Origin of the sequence: Mesorhizobium sp. WSM3864 (assembly GCF_002294955.1) — a bacterium.
Taxonomy (GTDB): domain Bacteria; phylum Pseudomonadota; class Alphaproteobacteria; order Rhizobiales; family Rhizobiaceae; genus Mesorhizobium.
The window spans coordinates 108,576-130,496 of record NZ_NSGD01000013.1; the positions used below are offsets into that span (position 1 = coordinate 108,576).

21 protein-coding genes are annotated in these 21,921 nt (G+C 62.8%); 17 read left to right on the forward strand and 4 right to left on the reverse strand.

Annotated features, from left to right (window positions below; genetic code table 11):
* The first annotated feature begins 28 nt into the window (after positions 1 to 28).
* The 3 genes from CK215_RS23135 to CK215_RS23145 are packed head-to-tail and all read left to right on the forward strand — an operon-like array spanning position 29 to position 4,241.
* Positions 29 to 1,768, forward strand: coding sequence for a VirD2 family relaxase/mobilization nuclease (locus CK215_RS23135; protein WP_095832289.1), 1,740 nt, complete (start codon positions 29 to 31; stop codon positions 1,766 to 1,768).
* Positions 1,769 to 1,803: 35 nt separating this feature from the next.
* Positions 1,804 to 3,792 carry a conjugal transfer protein TraG gene (locus CK215_RS23140; protein WP_095832290.1) on the forward strand — a complete coding sequence of 663 codons (1,989 nt, stop codon included), beginning with the start codon at positions 1,804 to 1,806 and terminating at the stop codon, positions 3,790 to 3,792.
* 5 nt (positions 3,793 to 3,797) lie between these two features.
* Entirely contained in the window at positions 3,798 to 4,241 is a 444-nt protein-coding gene (locus CK215_RS23145) for a CopG family transcriptional regulator (RefSeq protein WP_095832291.1), read from the forward strand.
* Between the two features lie 216 nt (positions 4,242 to 4,457).
* On the opposite strand, the gene CK215_RS23150 is transcribed toward CK215_RS23145, so the two are convergent.
* The gene (locus CK215_RS23150) at positions 4,458 to 5,768 is read right to left on the reverse strand and encodes a type II toxin-antitoxin system HipA family toxin (protein WP_095832292.1); all 1,311 of its coding nucleotides are present in this window, start codon (positions 5,766 to 5,768) and stop codon (positions 4,458 to 4,460) included.
* Positions 5,768 to 6,022 (reverse strand): helix-turn-helix transcriptional regulator, encoded by a 255-nt coding sequence (locus CK215_RS23155; protein WP_095832319.1) that lies wholly within the window; start codon positions 6,020 to 6,022, stop codon positions 5,768 to 5,770. The genes CK215_RS23150 and CK215_RS23155 overlap by 1 nt, the downstream gene beginning before the upstream one ends.
* Before the next feature lie 412 nt (positions 6,023 to 6,434).
* Here CK215_RS23155 and trbB point away from each other — a divergent pair, with 412 nt between their 5' ends.
* From trbB to CK215_RS23210, 11 genes are read left to right on the forward strand one after another with little or no spacing between them, the layout of a single operon-like run.
* A complete protein-coding gene (gene trbB, locus CK215_RS23160; protein WP_095832293.1) occupies positions 6,435 to 7,415 on the forward strand; it encodes a P-type conjugative transfer ATPase TrbB in 981 nt (326 codons plus the stop codon).
* On the forward strand, positions 7,412 to 7,744 hold the full coding sequence (locus tag CK215_RS23165) for a TrbC/VirB2 family protein (protein ID WP_095832294.1): 333 nt from the start codon (positions 7,412 to 7,414) through the stop codon (positions 7,742 to 7,744). Before trbB ends, CK215_RS23165 begins: the two co-directional genes overlap by 4 nt.
* Entirely contained in the window at positions 7,744 to 8,025 is a 282-nt protein-coding gene (locus CK215_RS23170) for a VirB3 family type IV secretion system protein (RefSeq protein ID WP_095832295.1), read from the forward strand. The genes CK215_RS23165 and CK215_RS23170 overlap by 1 nt, the downstream gene beginning before the upstream one ends.
* Positions 8,026 to 8,035: 10 nt before the next feature.
* Complete coding sequence (gene trbE, locus CK215_RS23175; RefSeq protein WP_095832296.1) at positions 8,036 to 10,492, forward strand: conjugal transfer protein TrbE; 2,457 nt, start codon at positions 8,036 to 8,038, stop codon at positions 10,490 to 10,492.
* On the forward strand, positions 10,489 to 11,247 hold the full coding sequence (gene trbJ / locus CK215_RS23180) for a P-type conjugative transfer protein TrbJ (RefSeq protein WP_095832297.1): 759 nt from the start codon (positions 10,489 to 10,491) through the stop codon (positions 11,245 to 11,247). Before trbE ends, trbJ begins: the two co-directional genes overlap by 4 nt.
* An 11-nt stretch (positions 11,248 to 11,258) precedes the next feature.
* Positions 11,259 to 11,585 (forward strand): putative entry exclusion protein TrbK-alt, encoded by a 327-nt coding sequence (trbK-alt, locus tag CK215_RS23185; protein ID WP_095832298.1) that lies wholly within the window; start codon positions 11,259 to 11,261, stop codon positions 11,583 to 11,585.
* A 2-nt stretch (positions 11,586 to 11,587) separates the two neighbouring features.
* Positions 11,588 to 12,964 (forward strand): P-type conjugative transfer protein TrbL, encoded by a 1,377-nt coding sequence (gene trbL, locus CK215_RS23190; RefSeq protein WP_095832299.1) that lies wholly within the window; start codon positions 11,588 to 11,590, stop codon positions 12,962 to 12,964.
* Between the two features lie 3 nt (positions 12,965 to 12,967).
* Complete coding sequence (gene trbF, locus CK215_RS23195; RefSeq protein ID WP_095832300.1) at positions 12,968 to 13,657, forward strand: conjugal transfer protein TrbF; 690 nt, start codon at positions 12,968 to 12,970, stop codon at positions 13,655 to 13,657.
* Entirely contained in the window at positions 13,654 to 14,715 is a 1,062-nt protein-coding gene (trbG, locus tag CK215_RS23200; protein WP_095832301.1) for a P-type conjugative transfer protein TrbG, read from the forward strand. The genes trbF and trbG overlap by 4 nt, the downstream gene beginning before the upstream one ends.
* On the forward strand, positions 14,712 to 15,854 hold the full coding sequence (locus CK215_RS23205; protein ID WP_095832302.1) for a TrbI/VirB10 family protein: 1,143 nt from the start codon (positions 14,712 to 14,714) through the stop codon (positions 15,852 to 15,854). Before trbG ends, CK215_RS23205 begins: the two co-directional genes overlap by 4 nt.
* 1 nt (position 15,855) lies before the next feature.
* Positions 15,856 to 16,080, forward strand: coding sequence for a DUF2274 domain-containing protein (locus CK215_RS23210; protein WP_095832320.1), 225 nt, complete (start codon positions 15,856 to 15,858; stop codon positions 16,078 to 16,080).
* A gap of 16 nt (positions 16,081 to 16,096) precedes the next feature.
* Here CK215_RS23210 and CK215_RS23215 read toward each other — a convergent pair whose 3' ends face one another.
* Both CK215_RS23215 and CK215_RS23220 read right to left on the reverse strand, forming a co-directional pair.
* Positions 16,097 to 17,059, reverse strand: coding sequence for a LysR family transcriptional regulator (locus tag CK215_RS23215; RefSeq protein WP_095832303.1), 963 nt, complete (start codon positions 17,057 to 17,059; stop codon positions 16,097 to 16,099).
* Between the two features lie 52 nt (positions 17,060 to 17,111).
* Positions 17,112 to 18,086, reverse strand: a complete 975-nt coding sequence (locus CK215_RS23220; RefSeq protein ID WP_095832304.1) for a class I SAM-dependent methyltransferase — start codon at positions 18,084 to 18,086, stop codon at positions 17,112 to 17,114.
* A gap of 243 nt (positions 18,087 to 18,329) precedes the next feature.
* On the opposite strand from CK215_RS23220, the gene CK215_RS23225 reads away from it, so the two are divergent.
* From CK215_RS23225 to CK215_RS23235, 3 genes are all read left to right on the forward strand, one after another.
* Positions 18,330 to 19,247: an AraC family transcriptional regulator gene (locus CK215_RS23225; protein WP_245418772.1), complete on the forward strand. Its 918-nt coding sequence runs from the start codon at positions 18,330 to 18,332 to the stop codon at positions 19,245 to 19,247.
* 158 nt (positions 19,248 to 19,405) lie between these two features.
* The gene (locus CK215_RS23230; protein ID WP_095832306.1) at positions 19,406 to 20,806 is read left to right on the forward strand and encodes a hypothetical protein; all 1,401 of its coding nucleotides are present in this window, start codon (positions 19,406 to 19,408) and stop codon (positions 20,804 to 20,806) included.
* Positions 20,807 to 20,966: 160 nt separating this feature from the next.
* Positions 20,967 to 21,920 carry a DUF1403 family protein gene (locus CK215_RS23235; RefSeq protein WP_095832307.1) on the forward strand — a complete coding sequence of 318 codons (954 nt, stop codon included), beginning with the start codon at positions 20,967 to 20,969 and terminating at the stop codon, positions 21,918 to 21,920.
* Position 21,921: the final 1 nt, after the last annotated feature.

Consider the following 21,921-nt stretch of genomic DNA (forward strand, 5'->3'; position numbering starts at 1 on the left):
CGACTTTTCCACATTGCGGGGCAGCGACATGGCTGGTGAGCGCGAGTTCCGCATTCGACCCGGCCGGATTCGCTCCAACCGCGCTCAAGCTGCGCGGCCGTTTATTGCACAGGCGTTGGCGGCGGCGAGGAAGGCGGGCGGCAGCATCTCTCGTTCCGGTCGAATCAGCCCTGGCAACGGATCGCGCTTCGGCCGGGGTCGGGTCGCCAACGTCCAGGCCAACCGTCTGCTGACAGGCCGTTCCCGCGTCACGGTAATTAAGACCCGCGTCGTCCGCCATTCCACGCGCGCCGTGCCGCTGGCTGTCCACCTCAGTTACCTGCGGCGCGAGGGCGTCACCCGTGACGGAGAACATGCACGCATGTTCAGCTCCGGAACCGACGATGCGGATGTCAAGGATTTCGCTGAGCGCTGCGGTGACGACCGTCATCATTTCCGCTTCATCGTCTCGCCCGAGGACGCCATCGACATGACTGATCTCAGATCCTTCACCCGCGAGCTGATGAGGCAAATGGAGAAGGATCTGGGCACGACGCTCGATTGGATCGCGGCTGACCACTGGAACACCGACAATCCCCACATCCATATCATCCTGCGCGGCCGCGCGGATGACGGGCAGGACCTCGTGATCTCGCGAGACTACATCAAGCAAGGGATGCGCGCGCGTGCCGCCGATCTCGTGACGCAAGAGCTCGGCCCCCGTTCCGATCTCGACATCCGCCATAATCTGGAGCGCCAAGTCGGCGCCGACCGCTGGACACAACTTGACCGGCAGCTGCTACGCGACGTCCCCGACACGGGCGTCATCGATCTTGCTCCGGGTGCTCATGGCCAACCTGACGAATATCACGTGCAGAAGGTCGGCCGCCTGCGCAAGCTACAGGCCCTTGGCCTTGCCAGCCAGGTTGCGCCAGGCCAATGGGTGATCGATGACAAGGCCGAGGCGACCCTGCGCGAACTCGGTGAGCGTGGCGATATCATCAAGCGGATGCACCGTGCGCTCGCCGAGCAGGACATCGAGCGCGGCTCGGCCAGTTACGTTCTGGCAGCCGAAAACATCGACGCTCCCGTCGTGGGCAGGCTGCTCGACCGCGGTCTCGACGACGAGCTGAGCGGGACTGCCTATGCCGTGGTCGACGGCGTCGACGGACGCACGCACCACATCAGACTGGCCGATCTGAACGCAGCGGGAGACAGCGACCCCGGATCGATCGTGGAGCTACGCAAGTTCGATGATGCGCGAGGCCGACAGCGAGTTGCGCTCGCGGTCCGCTCTGATCTTGGCGTGCATGAGCAGGTCACCGCAATGGGAGCAACCTGGCTCGATCGCCAAGCCATCGCTCGCGAGCCCGGCCTCTTGGGCTCGGGTGGCTTCGGCGCCGAAGTGGATCGGGCCATGGAACAGCGGGCCGATCACCTGGTCGGGGAGGGCCTCGCGAAGCGTCAAGGCGGACGCATTGTTTTCAACCGAGACCTGATCGAGACGCTGCGCCGCAGGGAACTCGAACTCGTTGGCGAGAGGCTCGCAGCCGAGACCGGACAGCCCTTCAATCGAGCCGGCTCGGGCGATTTTGTTGCAGGCTGCTATCGCCAGCGCTTGTCGCTCGCCTCCGGACGCTTCGCCATGATCGACGAAGGCCTCGGCTTCCAACTCGTGCCCTGGAGCCCCTCCCTTGAAAAACATCTCGGCCGGCACGTCTCCGGTGTCGCCCGCGGTGACGGCGGCATCGATTGGAGCTTTGGCCGCAAGCGCGGGCTCGGTCTCTGACGGGAGGAAGAACAACAGGAAGAAATGAGCTCGCCATGTCCGCCACGAAAATCCTCTGGGGTCAGATCCTCACCGTCTTCTTGATCGTCCTGTCGACGACCTGGATGGCGACGCAGTGGACCGCCTGGAGGCTCGGCTTCCAGGCCGGGCTCGGCCCGCCGTGGTTCGAGCTCGCCGGCTTGCCGGTCTATTATCCGCCAGCGCTGTTCTGGTGGTGGTACTTTTACGACGCCTATGCCCCGAATCTCTTCGTGGAAGGCGGATTGATCGCCGTTTCCGGCGGCTTTCTCTCCATCGTGGTCGCGATCGGCATGTCGGTGTGGCGCGCTCGCGAGGCCAAAAATATCGTAACCTACGGTTCGGCGCGGTGGGCCGAGAGGAGGGAGGTGGAAGCTGCGGGGCTGCTTGGCGCGGACGGTGTGGTGCTTGGACGCTACGATCGCCACTACCTCCGCCACGACGGGCCCGAGCATGTGCTTTGCTTTGCCCCAACCCGATCGGGCAAGGGCGTCGGGCTGGTGGTGCCTTCGCTGCTGACCTGGCCGGACTCTGCGATCGTCCACGACATCAAGGGCGAAAACTGGCAACTCACCGCCGGATTCCGTGCCCAGCATGGGCGCGTGCTGCTCTTCGATCCGACCAATTCGCAATCGTCCGCCTACAATCCCCTCCTGGAGGTCCGTCGCGGCGAATGGGAGGTTCGCGATGTCCAGAACATCGCCGACATTCTGGTCGATCCGGAAGGAAGCCTGGAAAAACGCAACCACTGGGAAAAGACCAGCCACGCGCTGCTGGTCGGTGCGATCCTTCATGTCCTCTATGCCGAGAACGACAAGACGCTCGCCGGCGTCGCCGCTTTCCTTTCGGATCCGAAGCGCCCGATCGAGGCCACGCTTGCCGCTATGATGAAGACTGCGCATCTGGGAAATGCCGGCCCGCATCCCGTCATCGCGAGTGCCGCGCGCGAGCTTCTCAACAAATCCGAGAACGAGCGGTCGGGCGTACTGTCCACCGCGATGTCGTTCCTCGGCCTCTATCGCGATCCTGTTGTCGCCGAGGTGACCAGGCGCTGCGATTGGCGCATCAGCGACATCGTCGGCGAGAGGCAGCCGGCGACGCTCTATCTCGTCGTGCCACCTTCAGACATCAATCGGACCAAGCCGCTTGTTCGCCTCATCCTCAACCAGATCGGACGTCGATTGACGGAAGACCTGAAGACAGGGACGAGCCGCCGCCGGTTGTTGCTTATGCTGGATGAGTTTCCAGCCCTTGGCCGCCTCGACTTCTTCGAGAGCGCGCTAGCCTTCATGGCGGGTTACGGGCTGAAGAGCTTTCTCATCGCGCAGTCGCTGAACCAGATCGAGAAAGCCTACGGGCCGAACAACTCGATCCTCGACAATTGTCATGTGCGCGTGAGCTTCGCCACCAATGATGAAAGGACCGCCAAACGTGTCTCCGACGCGCTCGGTACGGCGACCGAAATGCGGGCGATGAAGAATTATGCCGGCCATCGGCTCTCGCCATGGCTCGGGCACCTGATGGTGTCGCGACAAGAGACCGCCCGTCAGCTGCTGACCCCTGGCGAGATCATGCAGCTTCCTCCTGCTGACGAGATCGTCATGGTGGCGGGCGTGCCACCGGTCCGGGCGAAGAAGGCGCGCTACTATGAGGATGTTCGTTTCAGGGAACGCATTCTGCCGCCGCCCGAGCTGACCCGGTCCGAAGAGACCCGTCCTGACGACTGGAGCTGCTTGCCGATCCTGGTGCAGCCTGGGATGGCGGAAGGTTCCGGCATGCTGCGGCCGGGCGATGATGATCCGACCGAATCCGAGCGGCGTCGACAACCCGAACTCAACCGGGTGCGGCCGGTTGAGGAAACAGCTCCGATCGAAAATGAGTTCGAGCTCGATCCGGCCGACGACGATGGAGACGATGATGCTGTCCGCAATCGACGCCTGGCCCGCCTCGTCCAGGGTGTGGCGCGGCAGGTTTCGCTCGACCCCGACGATGGCATGGAATTGTAGGCGTCATGATCAGTCGAAAGAAGAAGGCGCAGATCTCCGTCTACCTGGATCAGGCCATTCTGAAGACGCTCTCGGACTATGCGGCGCGGCGCGAACAATCCCAGTCGATGATCGCAGAGGCCGCGATCGCTTCATTCCTGTCGCCGGACGCGGACGAGCGTCGCGAAGCGGCAATCGCCAAACGCCTCGACCAGGTCGACAGGCGGCTCACCCGTCAGGAGCGCGATATCGGCATCGCGGTCGAGACGCTGGCAGTATTTGTCCGCTTCTGGTTGGCGACCACCCCTTCCTTGCCCGAACCGGCCGCGCAGGCCGCGCGCGCCAAGGCGGCCGAACGCTACGAGGCTTTCGTTGCGGCGTTGGGCAGGCGCCTGGCCAAGGGACCGAAACTGCGGCAGGAGATTTCAGAAGATATCGATCCAATGGACGTCGAGAAGAGGCAGTCTTAGCCGCGGCGCACGATACCGGTGTGGCCGCACCGCGGGATTTTGGCGCTGTTGAGGCTAACTTTCGCGTATTAGAGGTGCCAGTCGCTGGTATGGCCACTGCTTCGAGGCTCCGCGAACTGTTTGCCCATGCCCGGTGCATGGCTTGCGCTGATGATGTCGATGTGGAATGCCGATCGGGTAGCCTGAATTTCTGGTCTGAGCGTCTATAGAGCTTGATCAGTGGGTCTCAGAGAGAAGCATCGCGCGCTTGGCTATTGCCGACCTGACCGAGCCGACGAGTTGCGCGGGAAAGTGACGCGGCAGTTTGGAAATCACGACCTCGGCCCGCCTCTCAGCATTTCCGGCGATATCTTCGACGATTTTGCGCATCAGCGATGTCCCCACGCCTGCAACCTGGGCGGTCTGCAGGAAATAGCGGGGCATGATCTCATGCATCGAATAGTGCCGTCTCTTGCCGACGGACATCGCTAGCTTGAATTTCTTGCGAGTGATTTGCCCGGCATCGAGGCTGGGCTGCGCGGTCAGCACGTCGTAGAGCGGCGTCATGCGAAACCGGCCGCCTGGACTTAGAAAAATGCTGAAATTCTTGGCGTGGCCATCGGTCGCGCCGATCAGCCAGAATACGATGCAAGCCCGCAGAAAGACCGCTATGTCGTCTTCGGGCCGGTCGCTGCCTTTCAGAAGCTCGATAATCTCAGCGATGCCGGGGCCGCCCTCTGACTGGTACTTGCGTGTCGGTGGCACTGACAGCGCTTGACAGATGTCCTCTTGCGGCAGGCGCAGGAGGCGGCCGTCGCGGGCCCAAAGCCGGTCGAATCGCTCGACGATCAGCGTGCGGCGCTCGCCGAAATCGGCAATTTCTGCCCGGGCGGCAGGAACGCCGAACGCCTCGAGGAGCATAAGGCACAGAAACTCGTTCTCGACGCTGTTGGAGAGGTCGATGCCGTTGGGCAGACGGCCGATCTGTGGTTTCAGGATGTGGGTGGTTGCCGCCGTGCCGATTGGCTTGAACCAGCGCCCGTCCTTGCGTAACAGCGCCGTCTTTTCCTGGGCGCCTGCGATCGAGATGCGGAAATCCTCGTCCTCACCGACGCCAAGGGGAGCGCTAGCGAGGTTGTCGATTATCCCGGCGATGTCCCTTTTGCTGACCGGCTTGCCATCGCTGCTGCCAGTGTTGCCGGGACTGATGCCGTCGAGCAAGAACTGCAGCGCGCCGACACAGTCATGGCCGACGGCGGCGAGCATGCTGTAGGCGTCGGTGCCATCCGCGCCGACGCGTTCGGCAACGCGCCGGCGGACGGCCTCACTATCGGGAAGCAGGTTGTCGAAGACGTTGATCACTGGAGCGCCGATATAGCGGTCCTCCCGCAAAGGGAGCGAGAGCGAAACCGGGAAGGTGCCGTGCCAGTCCAGCCATTCGCTATCGTACTGGAAGTCTATCGCGCCCGTCGGTTCCCTGCGCAGCACGCCCACCAGGCGCCCGTTCAGGAAGACGTTCAGCGGCGCGTGAACACGGCGCCGCGCCATCAGAACAGGTCCTCGATGTCAGCGGCGCTGCCCTTGCTGCGTGCGCGCACGACGAGTTCGAGATCTAGGGCGGAGAGGGCCGCCATCAGTGTACGCAACTGCACCGCCGGCTCGCCCGCTTCGAGGCGAGATACCGTACCCTGCCGCAGGTGGATCTGATCGCCAAGCGCTCCTTGCGTGAGGCCGGCCTGTCTGCGGGCGCGGCGCAGGATGGCGCCGAGTTGCTTTTCATTGCGGGCAATTGGATCTGTCATAGCGAGCCTCCGGACGGCAAAATACGCGATCGCGTATAATTCGTCAATATACGCGATCGCGTATATATTTTGCTGAATACGCATTCGCGTATAATCCAGAAATATACGCTGTCGCGTATAAATCCACAAACGCCGGCAGATCCGAAAGAGGAGGCGTGAGCGGGCGAAAGCGCAACGGCGCCAGTCGTGGTCAGCCGTACCGAGTCGGCTGGCGAGGCTACTCCAGGGTCCCAAAAAATCGACCCGTAACATTTCTCGAAGCGATGGCAGTTGGCACCAGTATCGCCGTTCACCTGTAATTACACGCCACGCTACGATGCCTCGATATACTTGTTGAAGCGACCCGCAATCCGGCTCTTTTAATCATCCCCGAGCGGGACCCGAGGTGTTCCCGACAGAAAACGGGGACTAGATGGCGGTTTCGCACAACACAGAAGGACACGCGCGCAGCTCGCGCATGCTGCGGACAGCACTCGGAGCAGCCATCACCCGGCTGCTGGACGATCCCGCCATCGTCGAGGTGATGCTCAATCCGGATGGCCGTATATGGGTCGATCAGCTCTCCGCGGGTCTGGCCGATACGGGGAAGGTACTATCGTCGGCCGACGGCGAGCGCATCGTTCGTCTGGTCGCCCACCATGTCGGCGCGGAAGTGCACCCACGCTCACCGCGCGTGTCGGCCGAACTGCCGGACACCGGCGGACGCTTCGAGGGGCTTCTGCCGCCGCTCGTTGCCGCGCCAGCCTTCGCTATACGCAAACCCGCTGTCGCGATCTTCACGCTCGACGACTATGTGGCCGCCGGCATCATGACCCCCAAACAGGCGGTTGCGCTGCGTGCCGCGGTCGCTACTCGGGCAAACATCCTGGTTGCCGGAGGTACATCCACGGGCAAGACGACGCTGACCAATGCCCTGCTTGCCGAGGTGGCGAAAGGAGGCGACCGCGTCGTCATCATCGAAGACACACGCGAGCTGCAATGCGCCGCGCCCAATCTTGTCGCGATGCGGACGAAGGAGGGCATCGCCACGCTCGCTGACCTGGTTCGCTCCTCGCTGCGCCTGCGTCCCGATCGCATCCCCATCGGCGAGGTCCGTGGCGCCGAGGCCCTGGACCTCCTGAAAGCGTGGGGCACCGGTCATCCTGGCGGCATCGGCACCATTCACGCCGGTTCCGGCCTTGGCGCCCTGCGTCGTCTCGAGCAACTCGTCCAGGAAGCCGTCGTCACTGTCCCGCGAGCCCTGATCGCCGAAACCATAGACGTGGTCGCCGTCCTGTCCGGACGCGGTTCGGCGCGGCGGCTGACCGAGCTCACTCGCGTCGAAGGGCTCGCCCCCGACGGCGACTATCGCATCTTCCGATTTGCCCACGACAACCAAGGAGACAATTCATGATCCGCCTCATTTCGCGCGGTTACCGGGACATCGGCGCAAACGCCACGACCCTTTTCGTTAGCCTCACGCTCGCAAACAGCGCGCATGCCGCCGGATCGTCGATGCCGTGGGAGCAGCCGCTCGAGAAGATTCTTCAGTCAATCGAGGGTCCTGTCTCCAAGATCATCGCCGTCATCATCATCATCGTGACAGGGCTCACACTTGCCTTTGGCGATACCTCAGGTGGCTTCAGACGGCTGATCCAGATCGTCTTTGGCCTCTCCATCGCCTTCGCAGCGTCAAGCTTCTTCCTGTCTTTCTTCTCGTTCGGCGGCGGGGCGCTGATCTGATGGCTGCCGCTTTCGAACAAATCGACGCGGTGCCGGGGTTTGTGATCCCAGTCCACAGAGCGCTGACCGAGCACATCCTGCTTGGCGGCGCGCCACGCTCCATCGCAATCCTCAACGGCACGCTTGCCGGTGCTGTCGGTCTTGGCCTGCGCCTATGGCTGATTGGCCTCGCGATCTGGGCGCTCGGGCACTTTGCGGCTGTGTGGGCCGCCAAACGCGATCCGCTTTTCGTCGATGTTGGCCGCCGGCATCTGCGCTTTCCGGCTTTTCTGTCGGTTTGAGGGCGACGTCATGATGAACCTTGCCGAATATCGCCGCAGCGCCAATCGCCTCGCCGACTACCTGCCCTGGGCTGCTCTCGTCGCGCCTGGGGTCGTGCTCAACAAGGATGGGAGCTTCCAGCGCTCCGCCAGATTTCGTGGGCCGGATCTCGATTCCGCCATGGCCGCGGAACTGGTCGCGGTGGCCTCGCGCATCAGCAACGCCTTCCGTCGCCTCGGCTCCGGCTGGACCATCTTTGTCGAGGCCCAGCGAAACGAGGCGGCGACCTACCCGGAAAGCCGGTTTCCCGATCCGGCCTCCGGCCTGGTGGATGCCGAGCGCAAGGCCGACTTCGAGGAAGAGGGCGTTCACTTCATCTCGGCCTACTTTCTCACCTTCCTCTATTTGCCGCCAGCAGAGGAGACGACGCGTGCCGAGACATGGCTCTATGAGGGGCGCGAACGGTCGGGCGTCGATCCGCACGAGATCCTGCGGGCCTTCGTCGATCGTACCGATCGCGTGCTCGCGCTGCTCGATGGCTTCATGCCCGAATGCCGATGGCTCGACGACAGCGAGACACTGACTTATCTCCATTCAACCGTTTCCACGAAGCGCCAACGCGTGCGCTTGCCTGAAACACCGATCTATCTCGATGTGCTGGTGGCCGATCAGCCGCTGACCGGCGGGCTGCAGCCGTGCATAGGCGACCAGCACCTGCGCGTTCTCACGGTCGTTGGCTTTCCGGCCGCGACGACGCCCGGTCTGCTCGATGAACTCAACCGGCTCGCCTTCCAATATCGCTGGTCGACCCGGGCGATCCTGCTCGACAAGCCCGACGCTGCGAAGCTTGTGACGAAGATCCGCCGGCAGTGGTTCGCCAAACGCAAGTCGATCGTGGCGATCCTGAAGGAGGTCATGACCAACGAGGCATCCGTTCTCGTCGATACGGACGCAGCCAATAAGTCGGCCGACGCCGACATGGCCCTGCAGGAACTCGGTGCCGACGTCTCGGGCATGGCCTATGTCACCGCGACGATCGCGGTCTGGGACGCCGACCCGCGTCACGCCGACGAAAAGATGCGCATGGTCGAGAAGGTGATCCAGGGCCGCGACTTCACGGCCATGGTCGAAACCGTCAACGCCGTGGACGCCTGGCTCGGCTCCTTGCCTGGCCATGCCTACGCCAATGTTCGCCAGCCGCCCATCTCGACGCTCAATCTCGCCCACATGATCCCCCTCTCTGCCGTGTGGGCGGGGCCGGAACGGGACGAGCACCTCGGCGGTCCTCCCTTGCTCTACGGCAAGACCGAGGGCTCGACCCCGTTCCGGTTGTCGCTGCATGTCGGCGACGTCGGGCATACGCTCGTCGTCGGGCCGACCGGCGCCGGCAAGTCCGTTCTGCTTGCCCTGATGGCCTTGCAGTTCCGCCGCTATGCGCGCAACCAGGTCTTCGCCTTTGACTTCGGCGGCTCGATACGCGCCGCAGCGCTCGCCATGGGCGGTGACTGGCACGATCTCGGGGGTGGACTTACCGATGGCGCGGAGGCCTCCGTGTCGCTCCAGCCACTCGCCCGCATAAATGATACCTATGAGCGTGCCTGGGCCGCGGACTGGATCGTCGCGATCCTCGCCCGCGAGGGCGTCGCGGTCGGTCCGGATGCCAAGGAGCATATCTGGGCTGCCCTGACATCGCTCGCGTCTGCCCCGGTCGAGGAGCGCACCATTACTGGCCTCTGCGTATTGCTACAGGCCAACGATCTCAAACAGGCTCTCCGACCATATTGCATCGGCGGCCCTTATGGCCGCATGCTTGACGCGGAGGCCGAATACCTTGGCGCCGCATCCGTGCAGGCCTTCGAGATAGAAGGACTTGTTGGCACCGGCGCCGCGCCGGCGGTCCTGTCCTACCTCTTCCATCGCATCGGTGAGCGACTGGATGGACGCCCGACCTTGCTCATCGTGGACGAAGGCTGGCTTGCCCTGGACGACGAAGGCTTCGCGGCTCAACTGCGCGAATGGCTGAAGACGCTGCGCAAGAAGAACGCCAGCGTCGTCTTCGCTACACAGTCGCTGTCCGACATCGACAACTCGAGAATCGCGCCGGCCATCATCGAAAGCTGCCCGACCAGGCTGCTGTTGCCGAACGAGCGCGCGATCGAGCCGCAGATCACGGCCATCTATCGTCGTTTCGGCCTCAACGACCGCCAGATCGAGATCCTGGCGCGCGCGACGCCGAAGCGTGACTACTACTGCCAATCACGACGCGGCAACCGGCTCTTTGAACTTGGCCTGTCGCAGGTCGGTCTTGCGCTCTGCGCGGCATCTTCCAGGAGCGATCAGGCTCTCATCGCAGGGATCGCGGCCGAGCATGGCCGCGATGGCTTCCTCGCTGCCTGGCTGGAGGCGCGAAACGTCGGCTGGGCAGCCGACCTCATTCCCGATGTTCCGACACACTTCCCCCAAGCCGAAAAGGAGATCCACTCATGACTGCCCTTCGCGTCCGTTCGCACGCCCTCCTTCTGGTCGCCGCCTTCCTCGCTCCGCCGCTCGCCGTGTCGCCCATGGTGGTGACACCCGCGCACGCGTTCATCGTTTTCGATCCCTCAAACTACGCACAGAACGTGCTCACGGCCGCACGATCGCTTCAGCAGATCACCAACCAGATCACTTCGCTTCAAAATGAGGCACTGATGCTGATCAACCAGGCTCGGAATCTCGCAAGCTTGCCTTTCTCCTCCCTGCATCAGTTGCAGCAATCGGTGCAGCGAACCCAGCAACTTCTCGGTCAAGCGCAGAACATCGCCTTCGACGTCCAGCAGATCGACCAGGTCTTTCAGCAGAAATACGCAAACGTCTCGCTTTCCGCTTCCGACCAGGAGCTCGTCACGGACGCGCGCTCACGTTGGCAAAACACGGTTGGCAGCCTTCAGGATGCCATGCGCGTTCAGGCGGGCGTCGTTGGAAATATCGAGGCCAATCGCGCCCAGATGTCGGCGCTGGTCGGCGCCAGCCAATCGGCGACGGGCGCGCTCCAGGCGACGCAGGCCGGTAACCAGCTTCTCGCGCTTCAGGCGCAACAGCTCTCCGACCTCACAGCCGTCGTCTCCGCCAACGGCCGCGCCCAGGCGCTGAGCGAAGCAGAACGCGCTGCCGCGGCCGAACAGGGCCGCGAGCAGCGCCGTCGCTTCATAGCGCCAGGCTCCGGCTACCAGGCTGGCGACGCCAAGATGTTCAACCGCTGAGGTGCACTGTCATGGATGGCAAGACGCTTGCGCGCATCGGCGCTGTCATCTTCGTTGCGGTCGCCGTCACGGCGACCGCTGTCGGAATAACCCGAAAAGAGGAAAAGCGGGAGGGTGCGGCATCATTGCCGTCGTCGTCTTCTACGCTGAGCCCGCTCCGCTGGGAGCTTCGGCGTTGTCAGATCCTCGGCGAGGCCGCGTTGCTCGATGGCGGCTGCCTGCGCCTGTGGGCCGAACAGCGCGACCGCTTCGTCGGATCTGCGGCGCCATCGTTTGGCTCAGCCCCTAAGCCTGTCGCCTCTCCACTGCCGAACGCGAACACGCAAGAGGCGCGATAAGAATGGGCAATACCGGCGTCATCGACCAGTTCCTCGCCACCTTCACCCGTTACATCGACAGCGGCTTCGGCCTGCTCGGCGGCGAAGTTGCCTTCGTCGCCACGACTCTGATCGTCATTGACGTCACACTCGCCGCCCTCTTTTGGACTTGGGGCGCGGATGACGACGTCCTGGCGCGGCTCGTGAAGAAGACGCTGTTTGTCGGCGTCTTCGCCTACCTGATTTCCAATTGGAACAGCATTGCCCGGATCGTCTTCGAAAGCTTCTCCGGCCTTGGCCTGAAGGCGAGCGGCACAGGCTTCTCGGTTGAGGACCTGCTTCGACCCGGCAGGATCGCCCAAACCGGCCTCGACGCGGGGCGTCCCTTGCTCGAGGCGATCTCTGGACTGATGGGCTACGTTTCCTTTTTCGAAAACTTCATCCAGATCGCCTGCCTCCTCTTCGCCTGGGCGCTGGTCCTGCTCGCCTTCTTCATCCTGGCTGTACAGCTCTTCGTCACCCTGATCGAATTCAAGCTGTCGACGCTTGCCGGCTTCGTGCTGATCCCGTTCGGTCTTTTTGGCAAGACCGCCTTCATGGCTGAGCGCGTCCTCGGCAATGTCATCTCGTCAGGCATCAAGGTGCTTGTGCTGGCCGTCGTCATCGGCATCGGTTCGACGCTCTTCGGCGAATTCACCCGAGGCTTCGGCAGTGATAACCCAACCATCGATCAGGCCATGGCGATCGTGCTGGCGGCTTTGTCGCTGCTTGGCCTGGGCATATTCGGTCCCGGCATTGCCAATGGTCTCGTCTCCGGCGGACCGCAGCTCGGCGCCGGTGCCGCTGTTGGAACGGGCCTCGCCGCGGGCGGCATGACGCTTGTCGGCGGCGGCGCAGCCGGCCTTGCAATGCGCGGCGGAGCTGCCGCTTTCTCCGCAGCGCCTTCCGCAGCGCGAGGCGGCTCATTCATCGCCGGCGGTGCCACGACTGCCTACGTTCTGGGAGCCGCGGGTCAGACAGGCGCGGCAGGCGTCGTGTCCGGCCTTAGTGGCATTGCGAGCGCGGGTGCGAATGCCGCAGCCTCGCCGCTCAAGCGTGCCGCGGAGCGCGCCAGCCAATCGATGGAATCGAGCTTCGCTGCCGGCGCTGGCTCCGCCTTCCGAGGCACGGGTGGATCGTCAACCCTGGGATCGGTCGGAGGCTTTACCCAGTCCGCCAACGATGCCTCTTTCGGCCCTGCTGGCCAGACGGTTGGCGCGGCTGCAAGCCCGCCCGATTGGGCCAGACGCATGCAGCGCTCCCAACGTCTTTCACATGGCATTCAGACCACCGCCCATGCCGTGCGGGCCGGGGAATCTCACGGCGCAGGAACCTCCATCTCTCTCTCTGAAGGCAAATGACCAATGAACATCTTTCGACGGCCAGCCGTGCACTACGGCAAGACACCGCAACCGGAGACGCCTTACCAGAAGGCGGCGCAGGTCTGGGACGAGCGCATCGGCTCAGCTCGGGTGCAGGCCAGGAATTGGCGCATAATGGCCTTCGGCTCCCTGATCCTGTCGGCAGGTCTCGCGGGCTCGTTTGTCTGGCAGTCTGCTCGTGGCACAGTCGTGCCCTGGGTGGTGGAGGTCGATGCCCTGGGACAGGCGCAGGCGATCGCGCCCGCGGCCGCCGACTACAAGCCCAGCGATCCCCAAGTAGCCTGGCATCTTGCCCGCTTCATCGAGCAGGTCCGTTCGATCCCGGCCGACCCGATCATCGTGCGCCAGGACTGGCTACGAGCCTATGAATGGACCACCGACCAGGGCGCGGCAATGCTCAACGATTATGCCCGCGCCAATGAGCCTTTTTCGAAAGTCGGCAAGCAGCAGGTAGCCGTGGAAGTCTCGTCGGTCATCCGCGCCTCTGCAGACTCTTTTCGCGTCGCCTGGACCGAGCGTCGTTACGAAAACGGCCAGCTGTCCACCACCGAGCACTGGACCGCGATCCTGACGATCGTGGTTCAGCCGCCACGCGACGCTGAGCGGCTCCGGGCCAATCCGCTCGGCATCTACGTCAATGCCATCAACTGGTCGCGGGAGATGAGCCAATGACCCTTGCCTCGCGTATTGTCGCCACCGAGGCCGCCCGTCGACATGCGATCGCCATAGTGTTGCTCTCGGGGTCTTTCCTCACGGGCTGCGCTACCCCGCAAAAGCCGCCGCAGTTTGCCTACGACGCCTATGTGCCTTCACTGCCAGCCGCTCCTGCCATCGCAAAAGAGCGGCCCCCGAAACCGCTGCACATTCCGCCAGGCTGGACACCGGCGCGGGGCGGGGCCGTCGGAAACAGCCCAACGGCTCGCGTCGAGAACGCCAATGCCGCGGCGCGTATCGAGCCGCGGCGCGAGGGGTACTACAACGCTATCCAAGTCTATCCGTGGAGCGAAGGAGCGCTCTACCAGGTCTATGGCGCACCCGGCCAGATAACGGACATCGCGCTAGAGCCGGGTGAGAATCTGACCGGAACAGGTCCGATCGCGGCCGGCGACACAGCCCGCTGGATCATCGGCGACACCGAAAGCGGTTCGGGCCCCACACGGCGCGTCCACGTGCTGGTGAAACCCTCGCGCGCCGACATTACCACAAATCTCATCATCACCACCGACCGGCGCAGCTACATCATCGAGCTGCGCGCTGACCAGAAGCCCTATATGCCGGCCGTGGCGTGGGCGTACCCAGCCCGGCCGGGCGGACAGGAGCAGGCCGTCCCTGCTGTGCCGATGGTCCCCGACCCGGGCGCGCGCAACTACCGTTATGAGTTGACGGGTGACGCGCCGCCCTGGAAGCCCGTCATGGTTTATGACGACGGCAGGCGTGTGTATGTCGAGTTTCCACGCGGGATCGTACAGGGCGAGATGCCGCCGATCTTTGTCATTGGGCCTGACGGCGAACCCCAGATCGTCAACAGCCGGGTCTATCGAAACGTCCTCATTGTCGACCGCCTCTTTGGCGCAGCCGAGTTGCGACTCGGCAGCGGCAAACGGCAACAGACCGTCAGGATTGTCCGCACGAATGGGCCGAAGACAGGTCAAGTAACGTGGACCCCACGTTTCGGTGCGGTTCCGAAAGTCACAAACGCCGCGAGGCAGCGAGGAGGGGACGCGTCATGAGCGAGCACGAAACCGCTGCCGCACCGATGCGGCTTCGCGCCGAGCCGCCGCGCGTCACACGCCTGTCGCGCAAGGTGCTCGCCGGCATAGGCTTCGTTGCATCGCTCGGCATTGGCGGCGCATTGATTTATGCGCTGCAGACCCGCGATACCGGCAGGCATGGCGAAGAGCTCTATTCGACCTCCAACCGGCAGCCCGCAGATGGGCTGGCCAACCTGCCACGTGATTACAGCGGCCCAATACTTGGGCCGCCGCTGCCCGGCGATCTCGGCAGGCCTATCCTTGACGCCCAGAGCAAGGGTCAGCCGATCGTACCGCCAATGATCGCCACACCCTCAGTTGATGAGGTCGAGGAGCGCAGGAAAGCCGAAGAGGAGGCCGCGCGAACCTCGCAGGTCTTTTTCCAGACAGGTGCGCAGTCGGCAGTCCGAGCCCAATCGTCGGGCGATACCGGGGAAGAGATGCCCGCCAGTCTAGATCCCACCAGCCAAATCTCGCAGGATCGTCAATCGGCGTTCCTGAAGACGGCAACAGACCGACGCACAGTAGCCCCCGACCATGTTGTGCCTCCAGCATCACCTTATGTGCTCCAGGCCGGAGCTGTCATATCCGCGGCGCTTATCACAGGCATCCGGTCCGACCTTCCCGGCCAGATCACCGCCCAGGTGACGGAAAATGTTTACGACGGTCCCACCGGCAGGGCGCTTCTGATCCCGCAGGGTACGCGCGTTGTGGGCGAGTATGACAACGGGGTCGGATTCGGGCAGCGCCGCGTTCTGCTTGTCTGGAACAGGCTGATCTTTCCAAACGGCCGATCCATTGTTCTGGAGCGGCAGCCCGGAGCCGATGGGGAGGGCTACGCTGGCCTGGAGGACGGGGTAGACTACCACTGGGGCGAGCTATTCAAGGCAGCCGCGCTCTCGACGGTTCTCAGCGTGGGGGCAGAAGCTGGTTCCTCCGGTCAGGAGAGCGACATTGTTCGCGCGCTTCGGAGCGGCGTTTCCGACAGCGTCAGCCAGGTCGGCCAACAGATCGTCCAGCGCCAACTCCAGATAGCGCCGACATTAACCATTCGGCCCGGATTTCCAGTTCGCGTGATCGTTACCCATGACCTCATGCTCGAACCCTATGGAGGTTGAAATGCCCAAGCTGAAACTCGGGCCAATCGCCGACGACAAACCCGTCAAGATCACGGTGGAGCTGCCGGCGGCATTGCATCGCGATCTGACCGCCTATGCCGAGATCCTGGGCCGCGAGGCGGGACAAGCTCCTGCCGAGCCACCACGCCTCATTGTTGCAATGCTGGAGCGGTTCATTGCCACAGATCGCGGCTTTGCCAGCGCGAGGCGGTCGGCAAGCGGGTGAGCGTCTCAGTGTTTGGTCACGCCTCTTTGGCTGACTTGCGGGTAACCCGTAGTGTGGGTTCCACGCTCCCGTCGATAGTAGACTCGCGCGGTTTTGCCGACGCCATGTTCCGTGCAGTCCCCACGAGGCGCAGCAACGCGCGCTTTGGGTTCGATTCCAGCCACATCGCCCGTATGGATCTGCTGCTGTTGTGGCCTTCCATGGGTCTCCACACGGCAGAGTCTATGGCGACTGCTCTGGCGAAGCCTTCGCCCGCCAGGGTGACGCCATGACCAAGCTGGACCTTGAGGATGACCGTCGCCTCGCTGGCGCGACATATCTGGATCGCAGGCCCTCCATTGGCCGCGATATGCTCCAGCAAATGTGGGTCAAGCTGCGATGGGGCCGAAACCAGGAGACTGGTGCCGGCAAGATCTTGCCATGTCACAGCAGGCCTGTCCGCGAGCGGATGGGCGCGCGGAAGGAGGATGAACAACCGCTCCTGCGAGACGATTTCGCTTCGGCATGAGGCGGCGTTCAGAAGCCCGTGCGCAAAGACGATGTCGAGGCGCCGGCGGCGTATTGCTGCCAGGCAATGTTCATGTGCAACGTCCTCGATGGCCACGCCCACGTCGGGATGAAGATGGTGGAAGCGCTTGACGAGGCGAGCCAGGAAAGCGCGACCGATCTGGGCGCACAATCCGATCCTTATCGTCTTGACGTCCTGATAGCCGCAATCACCACCGGCCAGCGCCTCATGCAAGCCCTGGTAATGAACCCGCACGAGGTCGGTCCAGGCGCGGCCTGCTTCCGTGAGCCGCACGCCATGCACGTTGCGGTCGAACAGCTGCATATTGAGCACCTGCTCCATGGCGACGATGTTTCGGCTGACGGAGGATTCCCGCACCCTGAGAACTCTTGCCGCTTGCCTGAGGCTGCCATGGTCGACAGCTGCGAACACATGGTCCAGGCGGCGCAAAGTGTTACTGCCCTGCTTCAAGGCTCACATGCCTCGGGTTATTTGGGCAAGGCGGCTCGACGCTGCGGCAGCGTCAATCCGGGGAGCCGCCCTGCAGGCTGGTTTCGTACACATATTCGTGTGGAATGGCCGGGGTGGCCATCTGGGAAACATAACGGCTGAGGTTTTCCGCGCTGTTGCTCGCCGCAAGGCTGTAGAAATTTCCGCTGTTCCACGTCAGCACGCAGTGGCTGAAATGTCGGTGTATGGCCTCACCCATGTCCGCCACGGTCACCTCATTGCCGAACATCGTGTTCAGAACGGCGGCCTTCTTCTTCTCGATCTCCTCGGGAGGAAAATAGCGCGCCTTGAAGCCGAAATCCTTCTGGTACTCACGGAGCCTGTAGTCCGTCTCATCGGCTGCCCGGAACTTCTCGACGAAGACGAAGATTCCATCCTGCTTGAGGTGCTGGCTCACGAATTCGATCTGGCCCAACCTGTTCGGTGAGTACATCTGAAAGGTCGTGTCCTCCAGGATGAGATCGAAGCCGGGGGTGAAATCTGCAAGTCGCGGAGTGGAGGCGAGAACGTCCTTGGTCAGCCTATGGAAGGGGCCAATGAAGAAGTCGGCATGCGGCGGCTCGCCATACGCCATGAAGCATTCGTAATTCTCCGGGTTCGGGCTGCACGACAAGGTGCGTATCTGCCCCTGGGATAGCTCGGATAAGGTCCTGGCCATTGTGCCTTCCGCCGTTCCAAGGCTGTACAGCGAGAGCGGTCGGTCGCGATGACGAGCATATTTCAGTACAGCATGAGCCATCCGGCACTCTTCTTCCAATCTGTAAGGAATGCTGCCGTGATAGTGCTGGTCGAAAAAGCCTTGCCGCGCTGCGTGCAGGCTGACCACGTCGCGAAGAAGTTCGTCACGCGGTAGCAGGCGACTATCGGCCGCCGGTTTGCGCATGGGAACCCCATTCTTGCCTGCGGCTGTCGCGGCAAAGAAGCCGGCGAGTTCGTTGATGCGCGGGGCGTGGTCGCATTCAGCCAGGAAGTCATCGAGTCCACGCATCGCAGTATGCCTCTACACCCATCGAGATGGTGAGGTGCCAATGCGCCATGGAGCGGTGCCGACAGATTTAAGAATAATCTAATATTCAGTCGGGTGAAGCATTGACTTAGGCAAGTCGTAGGAAGGTTGGGTACTGAGGGCTTTCCATTGATTGCGATTTTTTCGATAAAGCCACATCTTCAACCAATCCTGAGTTATTTGTGATTTGTTTGGCAACCGAAGGTTCGACAAAACAGAGCTGACGTGACGAAAGTACGGGAACCGCTTCGAGTGGTGCGCTGTCTTGGCTTTGATCCGAACGAAATGCGTCCTTCGCAGCACCGTACGCTTGCTCATCAGTATGGAAGCTGGGGGCAGGTGCGGGTGGACATGGTCAGAAGAACCGGCCTCAAGCGGCAGGAGACAAAAATCTTTTGTCCCGGGCACGTGTTTCTGATGAATTTGCATGGCACGGCGCGCAACGGCGAGGACTTTGTCGACGGGCGCCGGATATCCTTTTCACCACGCCGTGCCGGTTCGATCGTCTTTGTGCCCGCCGGCAACGACTGGACCGGCTGGGACGAGGGCGACGAGACGGCGTCCTTCCTGCTGGTCTCGATTGAACAGCAGTTCGCGCAAGAGATGTTCGGGGAAGCGGCGCGACACCGCCAGACGGTCTTGCCGCCTTCGATCGGATTTCGAGACGGTCTCGTCGAAATGGCGTTGCAGAGGATCGCGATCGAGCTCAGGCAACCTGATCCGATCAGCGCCGCGATGGTTGAGAGCCAGGCCAAGCAACTGCTTGTGCAGATGGTCAGGCTAAGTGGCGCCTATCATGACCGACAGAAAGGTGGTCTGTCTTCATTCGACCTCAAGCGCGCCATCGAGATGATTGGCGCGCTGTCGGGCGAAACCCTTACGCTTACTGCCTTGGCAAAGGAGCTTGGCGTCAGCCGGTTCCACTTCTCCAGGGCGTTCAAACAGTCGACAGGCAAGACGCCGCATGCATTCATCGCTGAGCGTCGCCTGGAGAAGTCGTCCGGCATGTTGCGATCGACCAATCTATCGGCAACCGAAATCGCGTTGGAGTGCGGGTTCGGAAGCTCGAGTCACTTTGCCATTGCCTTCCGCCAGGCCTTCGGCGTGTCACCCACGGAATATCGCCGCATGTGCAAACTCTAGGTCACGATATTTATTGGCAGCAAGTATTCGAAAACTGCAACATGGGCGCAAAGAATGCTTTGGTGTCGGATGATATGCATGTGCGATCGACGTTCACAAGGCGCTGACATCGACCTCCGGGCGATAAGGGCAACGGGGAGAAGAGGGCGGATCGGGAGGTGGACGAGCAGACAGCAGAATTAGAAGCGAAGCGGGCAATCCTGGAGGCGCTAGAATCACTCTATCCTTGGATGAAGCCGTTTCGATCCAGGCCGGTGCGCGAGTATGCATCTCGCCTGTTTGAGGCGCCTGCTTCGGGGTTAGTACCTGCGGTCCGGAGGCAGGCCCTCGACAAATTGTTGGCCGTCATCAGGAAAGCGGCAGCACGTTGGGGGCTCTCCGCCGATACTGCCTCGGAAATCTGCCGCGATCTGGAACGGCGGCGCGTCTTGCAGACAGGGCCACATTTGCTTCTGCTTGTCGACCCGGAAGCATATTACACGCACATCTTCAGCATGCTCGGTCTCGCCGCGCATGGCTGCTCGACCTATGTGTCCTATGCGGTCTCAACGGTGAGCATCGTTGAAAGGTCACGCAAAGGACCGGGTTGGCTCGCTGTAGATGGAAGGCCCATCAACGTCTTCGGCCTTAGCCGAAGCCAGATGGTCGGTTACAATCTTCTGAGCGGGCCTGGATCCTACCGGTTTAGGATGGTGCCTGTAGAGCCAGACGCGCAAAGCGATGCGCTAACGCAACTGCGCGATATGCTGCCGAACATTGAATTTCAGCGGCCTGCGCATGCCGTCAAGGCTGCCAATCAGGTGCTTTGGCCAAAACTCTTCGGAAGCCGTTTCGCATTTCTGCAGATCGACGACGAAGATATTGCCGATTTGGTGGCGGCCCATCTGTCAGACCCAGATTCCTGGCTTCGGGCGTCGCTGCTGGAAGAGCCGACGGTCGCTTCGAATGTCCTTGCGCAACTTGACAGGCTGGCCACCGGCCTCTGGAGTGGGTGGCTCACGCGGGCTACCGATTTCTTCTGGTTCTACCATAATGGGAAGCGTCTCCCGCTGAGACTTGCTGCGGGAGATTTAATCGAACCCTCGAGCGGCATGAAGGTCGCCCGATTCACGGCCTTAGACATTGTGGCGCGGCTGGCAGACCGTACGCTCATTCCAAATTTCCTGACGGCCATGTTGGTAGTGTCCATCCTGCCCGGGGTGCGGGTCCTCGGAGGCAGCCACCAACCAGTCTTCTATCCGTTGATGCGCCATGTGGTTCACAGGGCGCTCGATGTTGCGGGCGTCGCTCCCGACCTTCGGCAAGCTCTCGCGACCGACGGCGTTTCAGGTGCTTGGGGACACCGGGTAATCGAGTGCGACGATGATCCGTTGGAGCGATTTCTGAATGATCCGATCGGTGGTGCGCATGCTGTTGCGCAGCGTCTTGGCGCCACTCCGCTGGCAGAGGCATGTGGCAGTTTGAAAAGCTTTGTCAGCGACGCATCGTGGCTTGAGCTTCATAGACGATTGGGGCGGGGCATGATCACTGCTGCCGATGACGAATGGGCTCTTTCCTGACGGTTTTGCGCGTTGTCAGAAGCTGGCATTCAATAGCTGGCTAGCTTGGCTAAATGATTGATATGGCAACATTATCATTCGTGTTGCGGCGCCGACAAGCTGTGCGTTTTATGCCGAAAATCGTGGCACAAAGCGCACGGCCGCTTTACCCTCCAAACACATGATTCGCCTCGATCCCGCGACCGCCAATCCCGCTCCGCCGCCGACCATCCCGGCCTGGGCGCTCACCGCCCACGGCCCGAGCGACGCAGATGCCGCCTTTCAGGCCGGAGCCGCCCTGGCTGCCCTCGACGGTTTCGCCCAGGCGCAACCTGCCTGGGCCGGCGCGTGGCGCCAGAGGCTTGCGCTCAGATGCGCCGCCGCCAGCATGCGGCTCGCCGGTCGCGCCGAGGACGAAGCCGGCTTGCGCGACGCCTGGCAGCTTTGCCCGGCCGGCGCCGATCCCGGTCCCGCCGGCGCCATTTTTGGGGCCTGGCGCCAGCTGGCGCTGCAGCCGCCGGCGGTCAGCGCCGATCGGCTGGCAAAAGTGGCCGAGATGCTCGGGCTCGCCTGGGACGACGAGGCGCTCGCCGACCTGTGCACGCAGATCGATGACATGGTGGGGTCGCGGCGGCCGGCGCCGTTCGCCGCCGCGGCAATCGTCGCCCGACTCGTCGCCATGCGCGCCGATGCCGAGCTTTTTGGCTGGTGGCTCGCCGACCTGATGCTGGCGCTGGGCCTGCGCTGGCCGCAGCCGCTGCCGCTGTTGATCACGCAGGCTTTTGGCCCGGCCTTCCGCACCGAGGGCGGCGGCGGCAAGCGCATTCGACCGGGCCAAAAAGATTTCGAGCGCGCGGTCTGCGGCGCGCTGGTTCAAGCGGCGGCCGAGGCCTGTCGGCTGGCCAGCGAACTGTCGCGCCGCGCCGAAAGACTGCTGGCGGTGGCGCCAAAACTGCGCGCCAAGGGCGCCGGCGACGTGATTTTTTTGCTGCTGAATGAAGATGCCGTCGCCGGATCGCTGGTGACGAAGAACCTGTCGCGCTTCGCGGCGCGACGGCTGTTCGAACGGCTGCAGCAACTCGAGGCCGTGCGGGAACTCTCCGGCCGCCCCACCTTCCGGCTGTTTGGGCTCTAGC